Here is a 21,292-nt window from a genome sequence, read left to right as displayed (position 1 = left end):
TCAATTGCCATCGGCATCGCTCGCTGCGCTCTTCTTCGCGCGCGTCGGCAGGTTGCGCACGCGCAGCTCGTCGTTGGCGACCTTGCGCATCTGGATCGGCGAGATCCCGAACGCCGCCTTGAACGCGCGGGTGAAGCTGGCGGCGTGCTCGTAGCCGGTTTCCAGCGCGATCTCGATCATCGACAGGTTCGAATCGCGGATCAGATCCAGCGCCAGTTCCATGCGCAGCTTGTCGCGGATCCGCCCCACGGTGTCACCGTAGATCATGCGGAAACCCAGCTGCAGGCGATGCCGGCTCATGCCGACCGCCTCGGCGATTTCGTAGACGCTGATCTGCGCATCGATGTTGTCGCGGATCATCGCCATCGCCTGTTTCATCTTGCGGTGGTCCTCGGCCTCGAAGCGACCGCCGAACAGCTCGCTTTCCGGCTGGGAAAGACCGAACAGGATGTAGCAGGCCAGTTCCAGCGCCTTGGCCGACATGAACGACTGCCGGAACGTGCCGGGAAACGGTGGTGCGGTGAGCTGGTGCGCGGTCAGCGAGGCCAGTTCCGACAGCGGTACGTTGCGGCACGCATACGCGCTGCCGCTGTGGATGTATTCGGCAAATGCCGCCGGCACGTCCGCCTCGACCAGTCCGGTCAGGGCAAAGAAGCGCGAGCGCTCGAAATAGAGCGTGACCCAGCGCAACTGCTCGCCGGGCTCATAGATGGTTTCAAGCGGGCGATCGGGCCCGTTGCCGTAGACCGTGCAGTAGCCGTCGGCGAGTTCGCCTTCCACGCTCATGTCGTCAGTCAGCAGCACGTTGCCGTCGAGCACCGCCGACAGCGCCACGTAGTCACCGGTGTTGTGGCGCCGCACGATCCGCCGATTGGCCGTCATCTGCACCAGCGCGATGCAGATACCGTTGTGCAGGCGGTAGAACTCCCAACCGCCGGTGGCGACGCTGTTGTCGTATTCGTAGCGAAAGCCCAGGCCACCGGCGAGCGGTTGTCGCCAACCATCGCTCATGCGCGTGGACTGGCCGGGGGATGCGTTGGACGCATCCAGCTCCCGGAGCATGTCGTCGACACCGCGCGACAGCAACTCCGATGGAGACGTCATGCTCATCTGGCCCTGACACCGGCTGGCCAGCGATCGCGCCACGGCATCGCCGCTTCCAGTTGATAGGCCAGCCCGATCAGCGTTGCCTCGCCACCATGAGCCGCCGCGAACATGCTGCCGATCGGTGCGTCATCCGGTGCGGGAAACAACGGCAGCGACATGGCAGGGTGTCCGGTCAGGTTATGCAGCGGGGTGTAGGACACGTAGTCGAACATCAGCTCCATGATATGTCCGAACCCTGCGGCGGGGCCGAGCTCGCCGATTGCCAGCGGCGGCCGGTCCAATACCGGCGAAAGAATCACATCCGCGGTGGTGAAGAAGCGCTGCAGCGCATCGCGTGCTTCGGCGATCGCCTGCATCATCCGGTCCGCGTCGGTGATGGACACACCCTCCGCCCACCGCGCCAGCCCTAACGTCCACGGCTCCACCAAGCTGTCGGCCGCATCCCCGAACCGGGCCCTGGCGCCCTGGGCGACGTCGCGGGCGAGATAGGCCCAGATCGTCTTGAACGCGCGCAGGACCGCAGGACCGTCGTAGATGTGTCCGGCTTCGAACACCTCATGGCCCAGGTCCGCGCACAGCTGCGCGCTGCGACGGATGCTGTCCTGCACCTGCGGATGCGGCAGCTTGCCATTCAGGCTTTCCAGCGCCACCGCGATGCGCAGCTTCCTGCCACGTCGCGCCGGCAGCGCCGCAGGCACCGCGCTGGCCGTACGCATCGCCCATTCGACATCACGCACGCTGCGCGCCAGCAGCATGTCGCAGGCGAGCAGGTCTTCGATCATGTGCGGCGCACGCGCACGCAAGGTCGCGCCACGCCCGGGCTTGAGCCCGACCACGCCACAACAGGACGCGGGAATGCGGATCGAGCCACCGCCATCGGCTGCATGCGCGAAAGGCGTCATGCCGGTCGCCACCGCCACTGCCGCGCCACCGCTCGAGCCCCCCGGCGATCGTCCCGGCACCCACGGATTCTGCGCCGGGCCGTACAGCAGCGGCTCGGTGGTCGGCAGCAGCCCGAACTCGGGCGCGTTGGTCTTGCCCAGCGCGACCAGGCCCGCACCGTCGAACGCGCGGGTGAAATCGAAATCGATCTCGCCGGCCGGCGCATCGCGATACAGGCGGCTGGCGCTGCGGTTGGGCATGCCGGGATAGTCGAGCCCATCCTTGAGCAGCCATGGAACGCCCGCCATCTCGCCGCTCGCCCGCTCCGCACGCACCAGCGCCGCGTCGTAGTCGCGGTGGGTGATGACGTTCAAGGCCGGGTTCAACTGTTCGATCCGCACGATCGCGCTTTCGCACAGCTCACGCGCCGACAGCTCGCCCCGGCGCACCAGCGCAGCCTGGTCATGTGCGTCCAGGCGAGCCAGCTCCCAGGCCGCGTCCTCCACGCCACTCGATCCGATCCCCGTTTCCGGCAACGATGCCTGCACTGGCTGCATTCCACCCTCTGCAATCGATTCGGAAAGCCGCGCTTTCCCGGTGACCGCATTAGGGGGCGTCCGTGACCATATCGGTTAGCGAAAAGGACCGGTCAGTTCGCCATTGCGCGGGCGAGCCGGACAGCTAAGCAGGCCACGCTTCTGCAAAGCCGGGCCCCGCGTCGATGCAGTCCCATGGCCTCCACATCACGCGACCCGAAACGAGGATATCGACCGTGCGCAAACCCTATCTGCTGTTCCTGGGTGACGTCACCGAATTCAGCGCGGCCAAGACCGCAGCCGGACTCAAGCAATGGCGCCCAGCCGACGTCATCGCGCAGCATCGCCTGCCCGGCTGCGGCGTCGACCTCGAGCTTCCCGAGATGACGCCCGCGCAAGCCGCGCAGGCCGGCGCAGCAACGATGATCGTAGGCGTGGTCAACGTCGGCGGCTTCATTCCCGAGCACTGGGTGGCCACCATCGTGCAGGCGCTGGACAGCGGCCTCGACGTCGCCGCCGGCATGCATCAACGACTCAACGACATCCCCGCCATCGCCGAGGCCAGAGACCGCAGCGGGCGCGCGGTCCACGACCTGCGCCAACCGACCCAGGGCTTCGTGCCCGGCTCCGGACGCAAGCGCAGCGGCAAGCGCCTGCTGACCGTCGGCACCGATTGCGCGGTCGGCAAGAAATACACCGCCCTGGCAATCGAAGCCGGACTGCGCGCACGCGGCATCGACGCCGATTTCCGCGCGACCGGACAGACCGGCATCATGATTTCCGGTCGCGGCGTCGCCATCGACGCCGTCGTAGCCGACTTCATCTCCGGCGCCGCCGAATGGTTGTCGCCAGACGCCCCCGCCCAACACTGGGACGTCATCGAAGGCCAAGGCTCGCTGTTCCACCCCGCCTATGCCGGCGTGACCCTGGGCCTGATCCACGGCAGCCAACCCGACGCACTGGTGGTATGCCACGAACCGGTGCGGACCCACCTGCTCGGGTTCGACCACAAAGTCCCCGACCTGCGCCGCTGCATCGACGCCAACGTAACCGCCGCACGCCTGACCAACCCCGACGCCCGCGCCGTAGGCATCAGCGTCAACACCTCACGCATGGACCCCGCCTCGATCGACGCCGTGGTACGCGAAATCGAAAGCCAGACCGGCCTCCCCTGCTGCGACCCGATCCGCCACGGCGTGGATCGGATTCTTGATGTGTTGTTGAACTGATCGGCCAGTTAGGGCGCACCACGGACCGGAGCACGCTTTACCGTCGCTCCCGCGCAGGCGGGGGCCCAGTGACGTTCACTGCAATCGACTCGAACGTCGTTGGGTCCCCGCCTGCGCGGGGACGACGGTGTTTTAAGTGTTCGAGGTAAAAGTGAGCGCATCGGTACACAGAAAAACCCATGCTGTGGCTATTGCTGTGTGCGTAGCCGTCGCTTTGGCTCTGGCAGAGGCAGTTGCATTGGCTGTTGCTGTTGCTGTTGCTGTTGCTGTTGCTGTTGCTCGTGATTTTGCCGCTGCTGTTGCCTTGGACTTTGACTTACCGGGGCCCCTGCCGCAGCGGCGGAGCTGGCGGGAATAACCCGAAGGGCGACGTGCATGGATGCACGTCGTTTTCTGCCGCGGCATGGATGCCGCGTCAGAAAATCCCGCTGGCTCCGCGAACCCGTAGCGAAGCGAAGGGCGCGAAGGCGGGGTGTGCTTGATCAGCCATTCGGCTGCTGAAAAGCGCTTCTTTGGGTTACCTTTCTTTGCACAAGCAAAGAAAGGTAACTCGCTCCGAAGGAGCGAAAGCCTTGGCGGTTGCGGTTGCCATCGCTGTCGCTGTTACTTCAAACCCGAGAAGCAACGTCCATGGATGATCAGCCTTCGGCTGCTGAAAAGCGCTTCCCGCGTTCGCGGGGATGACGATAGTGAGATGGCGACGGCAGATAGATGCCGAGGAAGTCGCTCCCCCACCTTCGCGGGGACGACGATAGATAGATCACGGAGGGCGGCAGCTGGATAGTGCGGAAGTAGAAAGATCACGCGGAAAGCGCCCCCTAACGCGAACTCACACCCCGCGGATCATGCCGCTCAACAAGCGGCCACCGCCCCAACTGCGCATCAGGAAATCCCTCAGACTTCCCTCGCACATAAGTGTCAAGAAACGCCAGCGAGAAATCATCCAGTATCTCCTCCATATCACCCGGCGCGATCGTGCCATAAAGCATCTCGCGCCCAGGCCACCGCGTCAGATGCACCAGATCAGTCATCGCCAGATGCGCGGAAGTCTTCACCCGCATGCGGAAGTCGTCCGGCGCAGCATCAGCCGAACCCCAGCGCCGATAAGCGAAATCCATCGGATGCACATCCGCAGTGGGCGGCTGCCCCAGGAACAACGGATGTGCCACCCAATCGCTGTGCAGCAGCAACAACGGCGCGCGCACATCGTGGTCATACATCGCCGGGTCGTACACCACACCATCCAGATTGAAGACTGCGCGACAACGCGGCTCGACCTCGCACGACTTCACCGCCACCCCGCCGCCGAACGACATGCCGCCATAGGCCAGCCGCGCGAAATCGATACGCCCAGCCAGACGGCCGACCAACGGCGGACCACCGCCCTTCTCCAGCGTCGCCAGCACGAAGGCAGTGTCGTCCTGCCAAGCCTGCTCGCTGCGCGACAGCCGGTCCTCGTGCACCGCACGCGCGTAGGCCGGGAACAATGCGGTCCAATTCTCTACATCCAACTTGGGCACCAGCTTGCCCATTACATCCAGCAACGCAGGCGAAACCTGGAACGGCGTGGTGGATGTGCTGCTGCCGTCGGCGAAATCGATGCGCGCCGAATCATAGGGATGACTGATGCTGGCCACCACGTACCCATGGCTGGCGAGCCGCTCGAACAACGGCGTGTTCTGCGCCGGATACATCCGGTAGCCATGGTTGAACAGGACCAACGGAAAATGCCCGTCGCGGCTCGGCTCGGCCTCCAAGCGCGAATGAGTGGTGATCGCCGCCAGATGCAGCAACTGGTACGGCTTGTAGCCGAGGTTCTCGGCAAGGGAAGCGCCCTCGCTGCGGATGTGTTCGACCGGCAGATAGCGCGCCAGCGGTTGCGTGCTGCCAGGTTCGGCCGGATACCACAGCTGCACCGTCATCCGGCGCGCTTGCGCGGGAGCGTCTTCAAGCACGCCGTGCCGCGCCGGATCGACCAGCTCGATCCGGGTGGTCCCGATCGCATACGCCCCATCGGGCTCGGGTAGCGAGAACAACGGAAACAAGTAATAAGGCGCGGCCACCACAACCATCGTCACCACGACGGCAATCCACGCGACAACCCGCCGCCAGCGCGCGGGCCGCAGGGATCCACCGCGACGCCAACGCGCACGAATCCCCACCAGCAGCAGCGCACCCAGCGATACCACCACCGCCGGCACCGCCTGCCAATGCAGCATCACCACTGCCGCGACGGAAAGCCCCAGCGCGCAGATCGCCCAGACGAGCGACCTGCGCCGCAAAACCAGTGCACCCAGCGCGAGCAACAGGGCAAGCAGTGTCGCGAGATCGATCAACTGCATGCTGAGGGCGTGTCATTAGTTCCCGAACAGGTCGCGCCGTTCCTGCGCGTGTTCGGGACAAGGAAGAGGGAGGAAGTGGACGTCCGTCCACGACCGAGTGATGACGCAGTCCCGGGCACGCGTAGGAACGGCCCTTCGGGTTGGGCCTGGAAAGCCGCCAGCCGGCGCCGCGCGGCTTGACCTGACGGCCAGTCAGGCGCTGCGCCACGCAACACCGGCTGACGGCCTTCCAGACCCAACGCGACCTGTTCGGGAACTAATGACACGCCCTTACCTCCGGCAGAATCAGAATCGATGACCGATGGTGAAGCGGAATGCCCGCGGCGTGGCATAGGTCACGTACAGCGGCAATAGCGATCCCACCGCGGCGTACTCGTCGGTCAGGTTGGAGATGTTCAATTGCAGCCACGTCCTTCCTCCGATGTCGTAACTCACGTTGGCATTGAGCAGCGTATAGGACGGCAGGAAGAAACTGTTGGCCGCATCGCCCGCCTGATCCGAGTAATGGCTGCCGCCGAGGCTCAGGCCAAGCCCAGCCAGCGTGCCTTCCTGGAAGGTGTACTTGGCCCACAGGCTGGTGGTCTGCTTCGGCGAATTCAGCGGACGCGAACCGACCGCCTGCACGTTGTCCTCCAGCACCTTGGCATCGGTGTAGGCGTAGGACGCGATCAGCTGCAAGCCCGGCAGCGGGCGCAGCTGCGCATCAAGCTCGAAGCCCTTCGCGCGCTGGCGGCCGGTGACGTCATAGGTGCCCGGCGGCGTCACCCGCGCGGTCGCCACGTTGGTGCGGGTGAGGTCGTAGATCGCGGTGGTCAGGTTGTAGCGGCCATCGGTCGTGGCGAGTTTCAGCCCGATCTCGTACTGGTCGCCGCGTTCGGGCTCCACTGCGTTCCCGTTCCCGTCGCGCAGGCCGACCTGCGGATTGAACGATTCGCTGTAGCTGACGTAGGCGGCAAGCACCGGCGTGATGCGATGGTTGATACCGACCCTGGGCACGAAGGCGTCGTAGTGCACCCACCCCGTACCGCTGTCGACAGAAACACGATCGTAGCGACCACCCAGGGTCACCGTCGTGCGTTCGAGCACGCTGATCTCGTCCTGCAGATACAGGCCATTGCTGCGCGAATCCGATGTCGACGGATACGCCGTCATCTCCGGACGCACGAACACGCTGTAGTCGGGATTGAACAGATCGAACTGCACGCCCGGATAGAACCCGCCGAGATAGTCGACCCGGTCCACGCTCTCATCGCGATACTCGTGACCGAGGGTGACCTCATGCGTCACCGCGCCGGTGCCGAAGCTGCCCATCACGCGGCTATCGACGCCGAAGGCGTGGCGCTTCTCGATCAGATCAGCCGTGTAGAGCGTCAGTGTGCGCTGGTCATCGGACAACGAGAGCGGCTGGTAGATGTTGTACCAGTCCAGATCGGTCCAGGTGAAACGCAGGTTCTGCTGGAACCGGATCGCATCGGTGAAGCGCGTGTTCCATTCGTAGCCGGCGGTGATGTGCTTCTGGTCGATGGTCGGCGGATTGTCCGGATCTTCGATGAACAGGCTGCGCGAGAGCCGGCCGTTGGGGTTGTACTGGATGTAGCCGGTGGCCGGTTGCGCCGGCACCAGCTCGTTCCATTCGCGCGTCAACGACGCCAGAAAGGTGATGTCGCCGACATCCGAATAGACCCACCGCAGCGCCGGGCCCACATACAGCCGCTCCACGCCCTTGGTGTAGTCGATATGACTGCCTTCGCGCCGATAGACCAGATTCAAGCGCCCGGCGACCTCGCCGTCCGAATCGAAGACCTTGTTCAAGTCCGCGGTGCCGATCAACGTATCGAAGCTGCCGCCGGTCACCGACACGTCGGCAAACGTCATCGACTCGGGACGTTTGCTGACCAGGTTCACCACGCCACCCGGCGCGCCGCGTCCGTACAACACCGAGGCCGGGCCCTTGATGACTTCGACCCGCTCCAGCGCGTTCGGCTCGATGTTCAACGACACCGTGCGCGGAAGCCCGTCGAGCTGGGTGTACTGCCAGGCTTCGAAACCGCGGATCCGGAAGAAATCGTAGGCCCGTGCATAACCGCCGACCGATACGCCGGCAACATTGCGCAACCCGTCTTCGAGGACCGAGACGCCCTGCTCCTGCAGGAGCTGGCCCGACAACACCTGGATGTTCTGCGGCACATCGAGCAGGGCGGTTCCGGTCTTGCTGACCTGCGTTTCCGCAGAACCGACCACGATGACACTACCCAGTTCGACGGGTTCATCGTCTTTCTGCGCAGGTTCCGTGGCCGTTTGTGCGTACGCAGTGGCGACGACTGGCAGGTTCAGACCGACACCCAGGAGCAAGCAAATGCAGTACCGCATGACTCGACTCTCCCACGTTCCCCTTGATGTGTTGAGGCTGTCTTGTCATGCCCCTGTCGTACTTTGCGGACAAGGCAGCTCTTTTAGCATCGAGGGCATCGCGGCACACAACAGAAGGGCCAGCTCGCGCCGGCCCTTCCGTCATGGCAATCCGCAGCGAAGACTTACAGCGCCTTGGCGGCCTCCACCACGTGCGCGGTGGTGATGCGGAAATACTTGTACAGCTCATCGGCCGGCGCCGAGGCACCGAACGTGTCGATACCGACCACCGCGCCGTCCAGGCCCACGTACTGGCGCCAGAACGCGGTCACGCCAGCCTCCACCGCCACACGCTTGCGCACCGCGTTCGGCAGCACCGCTTCGCGGTAGGCCGCGTCCTGGCGATCGAACACGTCGGTCGAGGGCATCGACACCACGCGGGTCTTGATGCCTTCGGCGTCCAGCAGCTTCTTCGCTTCCACCACCAGGCCCACTTCCGAACCGGTGGCGATCAGGATCAGCTCCGGATGGCCTTCGCTGTCGGCCAGCACGTAGCCGCCACGCTCGATCTGGCTCACCTGATCGGCGGTACGCGGCTGGTGCTGTAGGTTCTGGCGACTGAATACCAGGCAGCTCGGACCGTTCTGGCGGGTGATCGCCGCCTTCCACGACACCGCCGACTCGACCGCATCGCACGGACGCCACACGTCGTTGTTCGGGATGTAGCGCAGCGAGGCCAGATGCTCGACCGGCTGATGGGTCGGGCCGTCCTCGCCCAGGCCGATCGAATCGTGCGTGTAGACGTGGATCGCATGTGCCGGGATCAGCGCGCCCATGCGCACCGCATTGCGCGCGTAGTCGCTGAACACCAGGAAGGTCGCATCGAACGGCAGGAACCCGCCATGCAGCGCAAGACCATTGGCAATCGCGGTCATGCCGAACTCGCGCACACCGTAGTAGACGTAGTTGGCGTTCGGATCATCGGTGGCGACCGACTTGCTGGCCTTCCACAAGGTCAGGTTCGAATGCGCCAGATCGGCCGAACCGCCGACCAGTTCCGGCAGCAGCGGCGCGAACGCCTCGATGGTGTTCTGCGAAGCCTTGCGCGAGGCGATGGTCTGACCATCGGCCTGGACCTTGGCGATGAACGCATCAGCCTGACCGATGAAATCGGCCGGCAGATCGCCGTGCGAACGGCGGGTCAGTTCGGCCGATTCAGCCGGGTACTGGCGCGCGTACTTGTCGAACGCCTGCTCCCATTCGGCCTGACGCAGCGCACCGGCACCGGTGGCGCGCCAACCGTCGTAGATCTCCTGCGGGATCTCGAACGGGCCATACGGCCAGTCCAGCGCCTTGCGGGTCGCTTCCAGCTCGTCCTTGCCCAGCGCGGCGCCGTGCGAGGACTCCTTGCCGGCCTTGTTCGGCGAACCGAAGCCGATGATGGTGCGGCAGCAGATCAGCGTCGGCTTGCCGTCCTCGGCGATGGCGGTTTCGATCGCGGCCTTGATGCTGTCGGCGTTGTGTCCGTCGACGTCACGCACCACGTGCCAGCCGTACGCCTCGAAGCGTTCCGGCGTGTTGTCGGTGAACCAGCCGTCGGTGTTGCCGTCGATCGAGATGTGGTTGTTGTCCCAGAACGCCACCAGCTTGCCCAGGCCCCAGGTACCGGCCAGCGACGCCGCCTCGTGCGAGATGCCTTCCATCAGGCAGCCATCGCCCATGAACACCCAGGTACGGTGATCGACGATCGCGTGCTCGGGACGGTTGTAGCGCTGCGCCAGCAGCTTCTCGGCCAGTGCGAAGCCGACCGCATTGGCGAAGCCCTGACCGAGCGGACCGGTGGTGGTCTCCACGCCGGGAGTCTCGCTGCGCTCGGGATGACCGGCGGTGCGGCTGTGCAGCTGACGGAAGCGCTTGAGCTCCTCGATCGGCAGGTCATAGCCGGTCAGGTGCAGCAGCGCGTACTGCAGCATCGAACCGTGACCGTTGGAGAGCACGAAACGATCGCGGTTGAACCACTTCGGATCGCTCGGGTTGTGGCGCAGGAAGTCGTTCCACAGCACTTCGGCGATATCGGCCATGCCCATCGGCATGCCCGGATGACCGGAATTGGCGGCTTGCACCGCATCGGCGGCGAGGAAACGGATGGCGTTGGCCAGCTGGCGGCGGGTGGGCTGGGTCATGGGCAGCGAGGGACTTTCCGAAGGCGGCGGGACGGGCACCGCACGGCGCCCGGGCCCGGCATTGTCCCACCCCTGTCCGGATAAGTCATATCGGACTCGGCCCCCATGCTCCCCGTAGGAGCGGCTTCAGCCGCGATGGGGCTTTCCCATTCGCCCCCCCGCACATGGGGGTGCGGTTTTTTGCGGAGAGACCTGCGTGAAAGCCCCATCGCGGCTAAAGCCGCTCCTACGAGGGGGCCATCGATCCGAGAGCGCCCTAGCTGGCTACCCGCGGCGCCTCGTCGCTCTCACCCTTGGCCACCAGCGTGGTCAGCGCCAGATCGCCGGTGACGTTGAGCGCGGTGCGGCACATGTCGAGGAAATGGTTCACGCCCAGGATCAGGCCGATGCCGACCGGGTTGACGCCCACCATCGCGCAGATCAGCGCCACCACCGGCAGCGAGCCGGACGGCACACCGGCGGTGCCGATGCCACCGAGGATGCACACCAGCATCACCGTGAACTGCTGCCACAGGCTCAGTTCCACGCCGAAGAACTGCGCCAGGAAGATCACCGTCACGCCTTCGAACAACGCGGTGCCGTTCTGGTTGGCGGTCGCGCCCACCGTCAGCACGAAGCGCGAAACCTTGTGCGGCAGGCCCATCTGGTCGGCCACGCGCAGCGCGGTCGGCAGCGTGGCGTTGCTGGAGGCGGTGGAAAACGCCATCACCGTCGCTTCCTGGGTCTCACGGAAGAACGTCAGCGGCGAACGCCCGGCGAACCACACCGCGATGCCATAGGTGACCACCATGTGCAGGCCCAGCGCCAGCACCACCACGCCGACGTAAGCGCCCAGTTTCACCAGCAGATCGAAACCGAACAGCGCCGCCAGGTTGAACATGAAACAGGCCACCGCGTAGGGCGCCAGCCGGATCACCAACCCGATCAGCGTCATCGAGATCTCGAAGATGCCCTCGATGCCGCGCCTGAGCGTTTCCACCTTGTCCTGCGGCGCCAGCACCATGCCGACGCCGAACATCACCGCGAAGAACATCAGCGACAGGATCGCGCCGTTGCTGGAGGCCGCCTCGACCACGTTGCTCGGCACGATCGACAGCAGCATGTCCATGCCCTTGGGCTGGGTGCCGGTGGCGGCGACGATCTCGCGGCTGCGCTCGGCGTTCTCGGTCAGCAGTTGCTGCGCCAGCTGCGGGTCCACGCCGGCGCCCGGCTTGAGCACGTTGACCAGCACCAACCCGAGCAGCACCGCGATACCGGACAGCACGATGGTGTAGCCCAGCGTCTTCCAGCCGATCCGGCCGAGCGCGCGGATGTCGCCCATCTCGGACACGCCCATCACCAGCGCCGAGAACAGCAGCGGCACGATCAACATGAAGATCAGATTGAGGAACAGCGTGGACAGCGGCGTGGTGACCCAGGTGGTCAAGCCGCGCACCCAGCCGGCATCGGCGCCGGCCAAGTAGTAGCTTGCCAGTCCCAGCAACAGGCCCGCGCCGAAGCCGATTCCCATCTTCCAATGCAGTGGAAGGGTCTTGCGTGGCGTGGACGGAACTGGGCTCATCGGGCGCTACCTGCGAAGTGTGGCAAACCCCGAGCTTAACAAAGCAGCGCGTCCGCCCCCTCATTCGCGACGGGTAGGGGCCCCTCAGCGCGGATACAACGGATCCAGCTCCGTGCGCTTCAACCCCGCCGCCACATGCCAGCGCGGCCCCTGCCGGAACGCCTCGCGCAAGGCCTGACGGGCGCCGATCACATCGCCCTCGCCGGCCCAGCGTGCCCGCTGCAAGCGCACGATCGCCTCGCGCTGCGCTTCGGAATCCAGTTTCGCGGCCACCTGATCGAGGTCGGACACGCCGCCCATCGCGCACAGCATCTGCCCGGCCTCGTCCAGACCGCCGGAATCCAGCGCCCGGCGCAGATCCGCCAGGCTGTAGCGCGACGGCGGCGGCGCAACCGGGCTGCCGCCAGCGAGCACCGCCGAAGATGCGATCGCACGCGACACGCCGCGACGCTGCCACAGCAACCACGCCAGCGTCGCCAGCCAGAGCAGCGCGAACAGGCCGGCCAGCCCGATCCATAGCCAGGGGCGTGATGCCGACGCGGGCGCAGTGCCGGACACGCTGCTGTCCGCCGCCACTGAATCGGACGCCGCCGGCTCGGCCTGCGTCGGCGAAGGCGGCGGCGCGGCGAAACCGCCAGTGCCGGGCGCCACCTGCAGCGTGATGTCCGGCAGGCGCGCCTCACGCGCGCTACCGGCGGCCACATCCCACCACGCCATGCGCAACCCCGGCACCACCAATGCGCCGGCCCGGTTGGGCACGATCGAATAGCGGCGCGTGAGCTTGAGCTGCGGCGTGCCGCCGACGAAATGCTCGTCGTACTGCGCCGGTTCGGCGAATACCTGCGCGTCGGCCACCGCCGGCGTCGGCAGATCCGGGAACTGCGCGCGGGTCGCGCCCTCGGCCGTGGCTTCCACCACCACCTGCACCGCCTGCCCGGCGGTGGCCTGTTGCGGCGAACCGGTGTAGCGCAGGCGCAGGTCATGCAATGGCAACCATGGCTGCGGCGCGCTGTCCGGTTGCGCACGCACCTGCAAGGTCTGGTTGGCGCCACGCGCGTTCAGCGTACCGTTGCCGCGGTCGAAGAAATCGTCGAAGAAGCCGGCCACCGCGCGCCCATTGAAGCTCGCGCCCGGCAGCGTCAACGGCCCGCTGCGCTCGGGCACCAGCAGGAAGCGCCGTTCGACCATGTTGTACTGGCGGCCGTTGATCGTCTTGACCGAACTGACGTCGTCACCGATCCGCTGCAGCGAGGCACCGTCCGGCGTATCCAGGTTCAGTTCGCCCGAAGCCAACTGGGTCGCGAAGTACAACCGCACCACCACGCCCACGCTCTGCTGCACGTAAGGCTGTTTGTCGTCCACCACGGTCTCGACGAACACCACCTCGTTGCCCTGCACACCGGCAGGCGCAGCGCTGACGGTGGCAGCCGACACGTTCAACCGCAGCGGCGAGGTCATCTGATTGCCGACCCGCAACGCCGGGATCGTCAGCTCACCGGCCTGGCGCGGCGTCAGCATCACGCCGAACAGCGAGCGCACCGACACTGCACCGTTCACCATCTGCATCTGCCGGCTGCTGTTCTCGCTGCTCAGCGAGAAAGCGCCGCGCAACGGCGAGTAATCCGGCATGACCGAACCCTGGTCGGTCTCGATGTTCAACATGACCGGCTCGCCGACACCGACCGTGTCGCGATCCAGCCACGCGCGCGTGTCCGCCTGCGCCATGCCGGCGGCCAGCGCCAACAGCAGCATGAGCGTCCCACGCATCCATCGCAGCGGCTGTCGAGGTGAATTCATTGCCCTTCCCGTTGCCTGCGTTCGTATTCGAGCCGGAACTTGGTGCGCAGCAGATTGCCCGGATCATCGGGCACACGCCGCATCCATGCTTCGATGGCCTGACGCTGCTCGCGCTGCGGCGGCGTTTCTTCGGCCGCTTCCGCCGCCTTTCCATCTTCGCGGTGCGACGGATCCTGCTGCGCCAGTGCCTGCTGCATGCGCTGCTGCTGTGCCTGGTTGGCCTGCTGCTGTGCCTTGGCGTCCTCGGTCTTCGGATCCGATGATTGCGACGACTTCTGCTTGTCCTGTCCCTGCTGATTCTGCTGGCGCTGCGCGTTCTGCTGCGATTGCTGAGCGTCATCGCCTGACTGCGGCGGCGTTTGCCCGTCCTTCGACTGCGATGACTGGCTTTTGTCCTGAGAAGAAGACGGCTGCTGTTGCCCGCCCTTGTTGCCGGATTGGTCCTGCTTCTGCTCGTTCTGCTGGCGCTTGCGCGCGGCCTCGACCGCGGCGCGGTTGGCGACCGCATCGGGCATGTCCGGATGCAGCTTGAGCGCGCGGTCGTAGGCGGCGATCGCCTCGTCGTAGTGGCCCTGCCGCGCCAGCGCGTTGCCGAGGTTGTACTGCGCCTCGTCGCGATCGATGCCATCGAAGGCTTTCTGCGCTGCGGCGAAATCGCCCTTGCGATAGGCCTGCACGCCGGTTTCGACGCGCTGCTGCTGGACCTGATCGGCGCGACGCCACCAGCCGCCCTGCTCGGCCGCCCGCGCCGGCATCGCCAGCGGCAGCAACAGACCCAGCGCCAACATCGACGCCACCGCACCGCGCCGACGGAACGCCAGCAAGGCCAGCAGCATCAGCGGCGGCAGCAGCCAATAACCCTCGTCGAGCCAGCTCTGGCCGCTGGTCGACTCACTGCCAGCTGCCTGCGCGCGTCCCGGTTCCAGCACGCCCAGATCACGCAGATCAGCATCGTCGATCGTCAATCGCGCATAGCGACCACCACCGCTGCTGGTCAGCGCGTGCAGCGAACTCTCATCAAGCCGCGCCTGCTCGATCCGGCCCTGCGCGTTCATGTAGGCGCCACCACCGCCGGTCCCCAACCCCAGCGCGGACACGTGGAAACCACCGCGCAGCGCATCGCCGGCGGCAGTGCGCGCACTCGCGTCGGCCTGGTCGGTCAGCAGCAGGATGTCGCCCTGGCGATAACCCGCCTGCATCAGCAGCGAGCTCGCCGCCTCGATCGCGCGATCGGCGCGCTTGCCGTCCACCGGCATCACCTCCGGCGCCAGCGCATCGAGGAACAGCGCGACGTTGGCTGCATCCTCGGTCAGCGGCGCGACAGTGAAGCTCTCGCCGGCATACGCCAGCAGCGCCACGTCGCCACCACGGCGTTCGCGCAGCAGCGTGGCGAGCTTGGCGCGCGCCTGTAGCAGCCGCGACGGCGGCAGATCGTTGGCCTGCACGCTCGAAGACAGATCGAGCGCGATCACCAGCGGCTGGTGCGCACGGAACAACGGCTGCTCCTGCTGGCGCCAGCTCGGTCCGGCCAGCGCCAGCACCGCCAGCGCGATTCCCAGCAGCAGCGCGACCAGGCCCATCCAGCCACGGCGCGTGCCCGACACCAACAGATGCGGCAGCAAATGCGCGTCGACGTTGCGCTTCCACACCTCGCCACGCCGGCGTCGCAACGTCCACAACGCCGCAGCAAGTGGCAACGCCAACAGCGCCCACAACCACTCCGGGCGCAAGAAATGCAGCGCGCTCCAGAACGCATTCCAGTCCGGCAGCCAGCCGCTCATCGCCACCTCCGCGGCAACACGAACGCCAGCGCCGCCAGCAGGCAAGCGATCGCCAGCGGCCAGGCATAGCGCTCGATGCGCGGCTGCACCGCCGGCGCAGCTGCGGCGACCGGTTCGAGCCGGTCGAGTTCGGCATAGATCCCGGCCAACGCGGCGGTGTCACGCGCACGGAAGAAACGTCCGCCGGTCTGTTCGGCGATACCGCGCAGCGTCTTTTCATCGACCGGATCTTCGTCGCCGGCCTGCACCGGGATGCCGAACAACGACATGCCACCGCCGTCGCTGCCGAACGCAATGGTGTGCACGCGCACGCCCTCGGCCTTGGCGAGTTCGGCGGCCTTGAGCGGATCGAGCACGCCGGCAGTGTTGACGCCATCGGTCAACAGGATCAACACACGCTGCCCGCGCGGCTGCTCGCGCAGCCGCTTGACCGACAACGCGATCGCATCGCCGATCGCAGTTTCGCGCCCGGCCAGGCCGACTACGCTGTCGCGCAACTGCTCGCGCACCGAGGCCAGATCGGCGGTCAGCGGCGTCAACGCATAAGCGCGCTGGCCGAATACCAGCAGGCCGACACGATCGCCCTGACGGCGATCCAGAAAGTCGGCCAGCACCGCCTTGGCCGCCGTGAGGCGATCGACCGCGCGACCGCCGAGTTCCATGTCCGGCTCGCTCATGCTGCCGGACAGATCCACCGCCAGCATCATCTGCCGCGCCTGCTGCGGCGGCGAGACCGGCTCGCCGAGCTCCTGCGGACGTGCCAACGCCGCGCACAGCAGCGCCCACGCCAACCAGGCCAACCATCGCCCGGGGCGCGCATACGACGCGCCCGTCGCCTGCGCCAGCGCACGGATCCGCTCGGGGTATGGCACCCGCAACGCGGCCCGGCCTTCGCCACCACGCGGCAACAGCCTCATCAGCAGCGGCAACGGCAGCAGGCACCACGCCCACGGCCATGCGAACTGCGAAAACCATTGCGACCACTGGCTCAGGTCGAACCCGCTCATCGCCGGCCCGCCATCAATTCGATGAACCGCTGCCGCGCCAACGCCTCGACCTGTGCGATCCGTCCGACCTGCGGATCGCGCTGGAAGCCACCGTCCAGCAGCACCCGGCCAACACCCTCGCTGAAATCGCGGCGCTTGTCGCCATCAAGCAGACGCAGCCAGGCCTCGCCCTGCAATCGATCCGCACCCGGCTCGACCCGACGCGCGGCACGGCGCAGCAGCGACGACAGCGTGGCCAGCCGACCGGCATCATCCGACGCGGTGGCGACCTCCTGATCGAACGCCACCAGCCAGCGTGCACGTCGGCGCCGGCGACGCCATGCAACCGCCACCGCCAGCGCAATCAGCAGCACGACGATCCCGAACAGCAACCACCAGCCCGGCGCCGGCGGCCACCATGGCGGCGAAGCCGGCAGATGCACGTCCCGCAGCGGAAGTTGCGACGGATTCATCGCGACGTCCCATCGCGGTCGATCGCGCCGCCCAGCCAGGCATCGCTGGCATCGGCGGTGGACAGCAGGTGCGCACGCACACTGCGCGCCGCCAGTTCGCGCTGCAGCTCCGTAGCCTGTTCGGCGAATTGCTGCTGCCATCGCCGCATGCCATCCGCACCGGCCAGATCGACCTCCACCTGCATCCCGTCGGCCATAAACGGCAGCGCCTGGGCCGGCGGCGCGGTTTCCAGCGGATCGACCAGCAACACCGCCGTCACCTCGTGATGCGCGGCAAGCGCGGCCCAGCGCGCCAACGGCACCCGCGCGGCACTGACCGCATCGGCAAACACGTACAGCCGTGCACCAGGACGCAGCAAGCGACCGGCATGATCCAACGCCACCGGCAACCCGGCATCGTCGCCCGGCGGCTGCGCATACCAGCGCACCAACGCATCCAGCACCCGCAGCACACCGCGCTGGCCGGTGGCCGGCGGCACCGGCGCTTCGACCTGACTGCCACGCAACGCAGCGATGCGATCGCCCTGACGCTGCGCCGACCAGGCCGCGACCGCCGCCGCACGCGCCGCCTGCACCGACTTGTAGCGCACCCGCGTGCCGAAATAGAGCGCAGGCGCAGTGTCGGCGACGATCAGGCTGAGCTGTTCGCGCTCGGCCTGGAACAGCTTGGTGTGGGCGCGACCACTGCGTGCGGTGACACGCCAATCGATATGGCGCGCATCGTCGCCGGCAACGTACTCACGCGATTCGGCGTACTCCATCCCGCGTCCGCGATGCGGCGCCGGAGCGAGCCCAGCCAGCCCGTAACGCCCGCGCCGCGGCGGCGGACGCCGTGAGGCGGTCCGCTTCAACGCCACCAGTTCGGTCAACGTGGGGCGGATGCCGTCACCGTCGATGACCGGCGATATCGCAATCGGTGCCGTCATTAGCCGCATCCCTCGCCCGCAATCAGCTCACTCATCGCAGCTAGGGCAATGGAATATGGTCGAGCAACGCCTGCACCAGGCGCTCGCCATCCCAACCCTCCGCGATCGCCTCGTAGCTGGGCAGCACACGATGGCGCAGCACATCCGGTGCCACCGCACGCACGTCATCAGGCGTCACGTAATCACGCCCGGCCAGCCACGCACGCGCACGCGCGCAGCGCTCCAGTGCGATCGACCCGCGCGGGCTCGCGCCCCAGGCGATCCGCCGCGCCAGCGCCGGGTCGTAACGCTGCGCATCGCGCGAGGCCAGCACGATCTCGATCAGATAGCGCTCCAACTGCGGCGCCAGATGCAACGACAGCACCGCCCGACGCGCGGCGAAAACGTCGTCCAGCGGCATCTTCGACGGCGCATGCTCGGTCTTGTCGAGCACCTCGCGGGCACTGTCGCGCGCCAACCGCAGGATCTCGGTCTCGGCATCGACCTGCGGATAGCCGATCCGCACGTGCATCAGGAAGCGATCCAGCTGCGCCTCCGGCAACGGGAACGTGCCTTCCTGTTCGATCGGATTCTGCGTAGCCATCACCAGGAACAGCTGCGGCAGCGCATAGGTGTGCCGGCCCACCGTGACCTGACGTTCGCCCATCGCCTCCAGCAGCGCCGACTGCACCTTGGCCGGGGCGCGATTGATCTCGTCGGCAAGCAGGATCGGATGGAAGATCGGGCCCGGCACGAACTCGAAACGGCCTTCCTGCGGGCGCCAGATCTCGGTGCCGGTGAGGTCGGCCGGCAGCAGGTCGGGGGTGAACTGGACCCGTGCGAAATCCGCATCGAGGCGCGCGGCCAGCGCGCGGATCGCGGTGGTCTTGGCCAGGCCTGGCGCGCCCTCGACCAGCAGATGGCCGTCGGCCAGCAGCGCGATCAGCAGGCGCTCGACCAATGCGGACTGGCCGATGATCCGGGCCGACAGCGCATCGCGAAGATCAATGAAGGCGGCATGCAACCGGGCATGGCCGGCGCTGTCCAGAGGTTCGGTGGAGAGCTGGGGAGGCATGTTCATAGGCCCAGTTTGACCCATCCGCGCCGGTTTGGTTCAGCCCGGGCCGCGTTCATGCAACATCGTCGCTCAGCCGGGATCCAGAATGAAGAACCCAGCGCACATGGATGAGCGCCGTTCTTGTGATGGACTCACAACAATGCGAAGGGCCGCACGCTGGCGGCCCCTCGCGACACTATGGTGCAACCGATCAGCCAGCCTTCGCGACGCGCAACACCTTCGGCGTGACGAAGATCAGCAGCTCGGCCTTTTCCTTGCTCTTGCCGCGCTTCTTGAACAGGTTGCCCAGGAACGGGATATCGCCCAGGAACGGCACCTTGCTCACGCTGCTGCGGTCGGTGAACTCGTAGACGCCGCCTACCACCACGGTCTGGCCGTCATCCACCAACACCGCCGTATTGATCTCGCGGCGGTTGATGATCGGCACGGTGCCGTAGTCGGCCAGCGTCATGTAGGAGTCCACCTCGTCCTTCTTGACGTTCATGTTCAGGAAGACGCGGTTGTCGTTGGTGATGGTCGGCGTCACCTTCAGCTCCAGCAGCACTTCCTTGAACTGCACGTTCGGCGTGGCGGCCGTACCGCCAGTGCCGCCAGTAATGGTCACATAGCCGATTTCCTTACCCTGCTTGATCACACCCTCGCGCTGGTTGGCGGTGACGATGCGCGGATTGGAAATGACCTCGCCACGACCTTCCTCCTGCAATGCGGACAGCTCAAGATCCAGATTGAAGTTCGAGCCAAGCAACGTATATGCCAGGCTAGGGGCGCCACCACTGGTGAAGATGCCGGTGCTATCGACACCCAGGTCGACATTCAACCCGCGCGTCGCGGCAGTACCACCGCCCGTGGCGGTGCTGCCGATCGTCGAAACGTTGCTGCCGGACGTGTGCGTACCACCAATACCGAACTTGGCGCCAAGATCACGCGCGAAAGTGTCCGTCGCGATGACGATGCGCCCCTCGATCAGCACCTGGTCGACCGGGCGGTCGATATGGCTGATCAGCTCGCGCATCTGCGCGACCTTCTTCGGGATGTCGCTGATCATCAGCATGTTGGTGCGCTCGTCGGCGACCACACGCCCACGCGAGGACAGGAAGCCATTCTCGTTTTGGCCGCTGCCACCGCCGCCGCCGCCACCACTGCCACCGATACCCTTGGCCTCGGTCAGCGCCTTGAAGATCGCCGTCGCGGAGTGGTAGTTGATCTGGATGTAATCGGTGATCAGGTCTTCGCGGTTCTCGATCGCGATGCGCGCGTCTTCCTTGTCCTGTTCGAACTTGGCCAGCTCGGCCTGCGGACCGACCCAGATCACGGCGCCGTCGCGGCGCTTGTCCAGGCCCTTGGCGCGCAGCACGATGTCCAGCGCCTGGTCCCACGGCACGTTGACCAGACGCAGGGTCACATTGCCCTGCACGGTGTCCGCCGCCACCACGTTGAGGTTGGATTCCTCGGCGATCAACTGCAGCACGGTGCGCACCGGCACGTCCTGGAAATTGAACGTCACCGGGCGACCGCTGTAGCCGCGCGATGCGATCTGCGCCGCTGCCTTGCCGACCGAGTCGGCGCTGACCGCGCCCATCGCCGGCTCACCCTTGCGCGGGGCGATCTCGACCACGTACTCGTTGCCGCTCTGGTAAGCCAACGACTCGAACGGCACGTTGGTGCTGAGCACCAGCTGCGAACCGTTGCCGGACGGCTTGGCGTCGATGCGCTGCACCGGCGTGGCGAAATCGGCCACGTTCAGCGGTTTCTGCAGCTCGGGCGGCAGCTTGGCGTTGCCGACATCGATCAGCACGCTGTTGCCCTGCGTGCGCAGGTCCGGGCTCGCGCCCTGACCGTCGAACTGCAGGATCACGCGACCCGAGCCATCCTCGCCACGCTTGAAGTCGATCTTCGAGACCGACACCGTCGCCGGTAGCGCCTTGGCAGGATCATGGGCATTGAGATCACCCGTTCCGGTCGCCGCCAACGAAGAGCCACTCGCCAGAGCGAGCGCGAACCCCAACGCGCACGCCCGGATCGTCGCTCGACGCCGTGTGGGGCGCAGGCTCAGGGCTTTGAAAAAAGTCATCGTGCTATCCCC

14 protein-coding genes are annotated in these 21,292 nt (G+C 66.3%); 1 reads left to right on the top strand and 13 read right to left on the bottom strand.

The window, feature by feature from the left end:
* Positions 1 to 1,104: a helix-turn-helix domain-containing protein gene (locus AC3WJE_RS04595; protein ID WP_493729598.1), complete on the bottom strand. Its 1,104-nt coding sequence runs from the start codon at positions 1,102 to 1,104 to the stop codon at positions 1 to 3.
* A gap of 2 nt (positions 1,105 to 1,106) precedes the next feature.
* Entirely contained in the window at positions 1,107 to 2,546 is a 1,440-nt protein-coding gene (locus tag AC3WJE_RS04590; protein WP_493729597.1) for an amidase family protein, read from the bottom strand.
* A 215-nt stretch (positions 2,547 to 2,761) separates the two neighbouring features.
* Between AC3WJE_RS04590 and dgcN the strand changes: the two genes are divergently transcribed.
* Entirely contained in the window at positions 2,762 to 3,754 is a 993-nt protein-coding gene (dgcN, locus tag AC3WJE_RS04585; protein ID WP_493729596.1) for an N-acetyltransferase DgcN, read from the top strand.
* 818 nt (positions 3,755 to 4,572) lie between these two features.
* On the opposite strand, the gene AC3WJE_RS04580 is transcribed toward dgcN, so the two are convergent.
* The 11 genes from AC3WJE_RS04580 to AC3WJE_RS04530 form a co-directional block, all read right to left on the bottom strand.
* Positions 4,573 to 6,096: an alpha/beta hydrolase gene (locus AC3WJE_RS04580; protein ID WP_493729595.1), complete on the bottom strand. Its 1,524-nt coding sequence runs from the start codon at positions 6,094 to 6,096 to the stop codon at positions 4,573 to 4,575.
* A gap of 285 nt (positions 6,097 to 6,381) precedes the next feature.
* On the bottom strand, positions 6,382 to 8,466 hold the full coding sequence (locus AC3WJE_RS04575; RefSeq protein ID WP_493729594.1) for a TonB-dependent siderophore receptor: 2,085 nt from the start codon (positions 8,464 to 8,466) through the stop codon (positions 6,382 to 6,384).
* A gap of 164 nt (positions 8,467 to 8,630) precedes the next feature.
* On the bottom strand, positions 8,631 to 10,628 hold the full coding sequence (tkt, locus tag AC3WJE_RS04570) for a transketolase (protein ID WP_493729593.1): 1,998 nt from the start codon (positions 10,626 to 10,628) through the stop codon (positions 8,631 to 8,633).
* A gap of 256 nt (positions 10,629 to 10,884) precedes the next feature.
* A complete protein-coding gene (locus AC3WJE_RS04565) occupies positions 10,885 to 12,189 on the bottom strand; it encodes a dicarboxylate/amino acid:cation symporter (RefSeq protein ID WP_493729592.1) in 1,305 nt (434 codons plus the stop codon).
* A gap of 84 nt (positions 12,190 to 12,273) precedes the next feature.
* The gene (locus AC3WJE_RS04560) at positions 12,274 to 13,986 is read right to left on the bottom strand and encodes a BatD family protein (RefSeq protein ID WP_493729591.1); all 1,713 of its coding nucleotides are present in this window, start codon (positions 13,984 to 13,986) and stop codon (positions 12,274 to 12,276) included.
* Entirely contained in the window at positions 13,983 to 15,767 is a 1,785-nt protein-coding gene (locus tag AC3WJE_RS04555; protein ID WP_493729590.1) for a vWA domain-containing protein, read from the bottom strand. The genes AC3WJE_RS04560 and AC3WJE_RS04555 overlap by 4 nt, the downstream gene beginning before the upstream one ends.
* Complete coding sequence (locus AC3WJE_RS04550) at positions 15,764 to 16,774, bottom strand: vWA domain-containing protein (RefSeq protein WP_493729589.1); 1,011 nt, start codon at positions 16,772 to 16,774, stop codon at positions 15,764 to 15,766. Before AC3WJE_RS04550 ends, AC3WJE_RS04555 begins: the two co-directional genes overlap by 4 nt.
* Entirely contained in the window at positions 16,771 to 17,226 is a 456-nt protein-coding gene (locus AC3WJE_RS04545; RefSeq protein ID WP_493729588.1) for a DUF4381 family protein, read from the bottom strand. The genes AC3WJE_RS04550 and AC3WJE_RS04545 overlap by 4 nt, the downstream gene beginning before the upstream one ends.
* Positions 17,223 to 18,152, bottom strand: a complete 930-nt coding sequence (locus AC3WJE_RS04540) for a DUF58 domain-containing protein (RefSeq protein ID WP_493729587.1) — start codon at positions 18,150 to 18,152, stop codon at positions 17,223 to 17,225. The genes AC3WJE_RS04545 and AC3WJE_RS04540 overlap by 4 nt, the downstream gene beginning before the upstream one ends.
* Before the next feature lie 40 nt (positions 18,153 to 18,192).
* The gene (locus AC3WJE_RS04535; protein WP_493729625.1) at positions 18,193 to 19,206 is read right to left on the bottom strand and encodes an AAA family ATPase; all 1,014 of its coding nucleotides are present in this window, start codon (positions 19,204 to 19,206) and stop codon (positions 18,193 to 18,195) included.
* 193 nt (positions 19,207 to 19,399) lie between these two features.
* A complete protein-coding gene (locus AC3WJE_RS04530) occupies positions 19,400 to 21,280 on the bottom strand; it encodes a type IV pilus secretin PilQ (protein ID WP_493729586.1) in 1,881 nt (626 codons plus the stop codon).
* Positions 21,281 to 21,292: the final 12 nt, after the last annotated feature.

The organism is Pseudomonas sp. GW821-FHT07E12 (genome assembly GCF_058986605.1).
The sequence above is the reverse complement of the archived record's forward strand: the minus strand, read 5'-3'. Positions and strand labels throughout refer to the sequence as shown.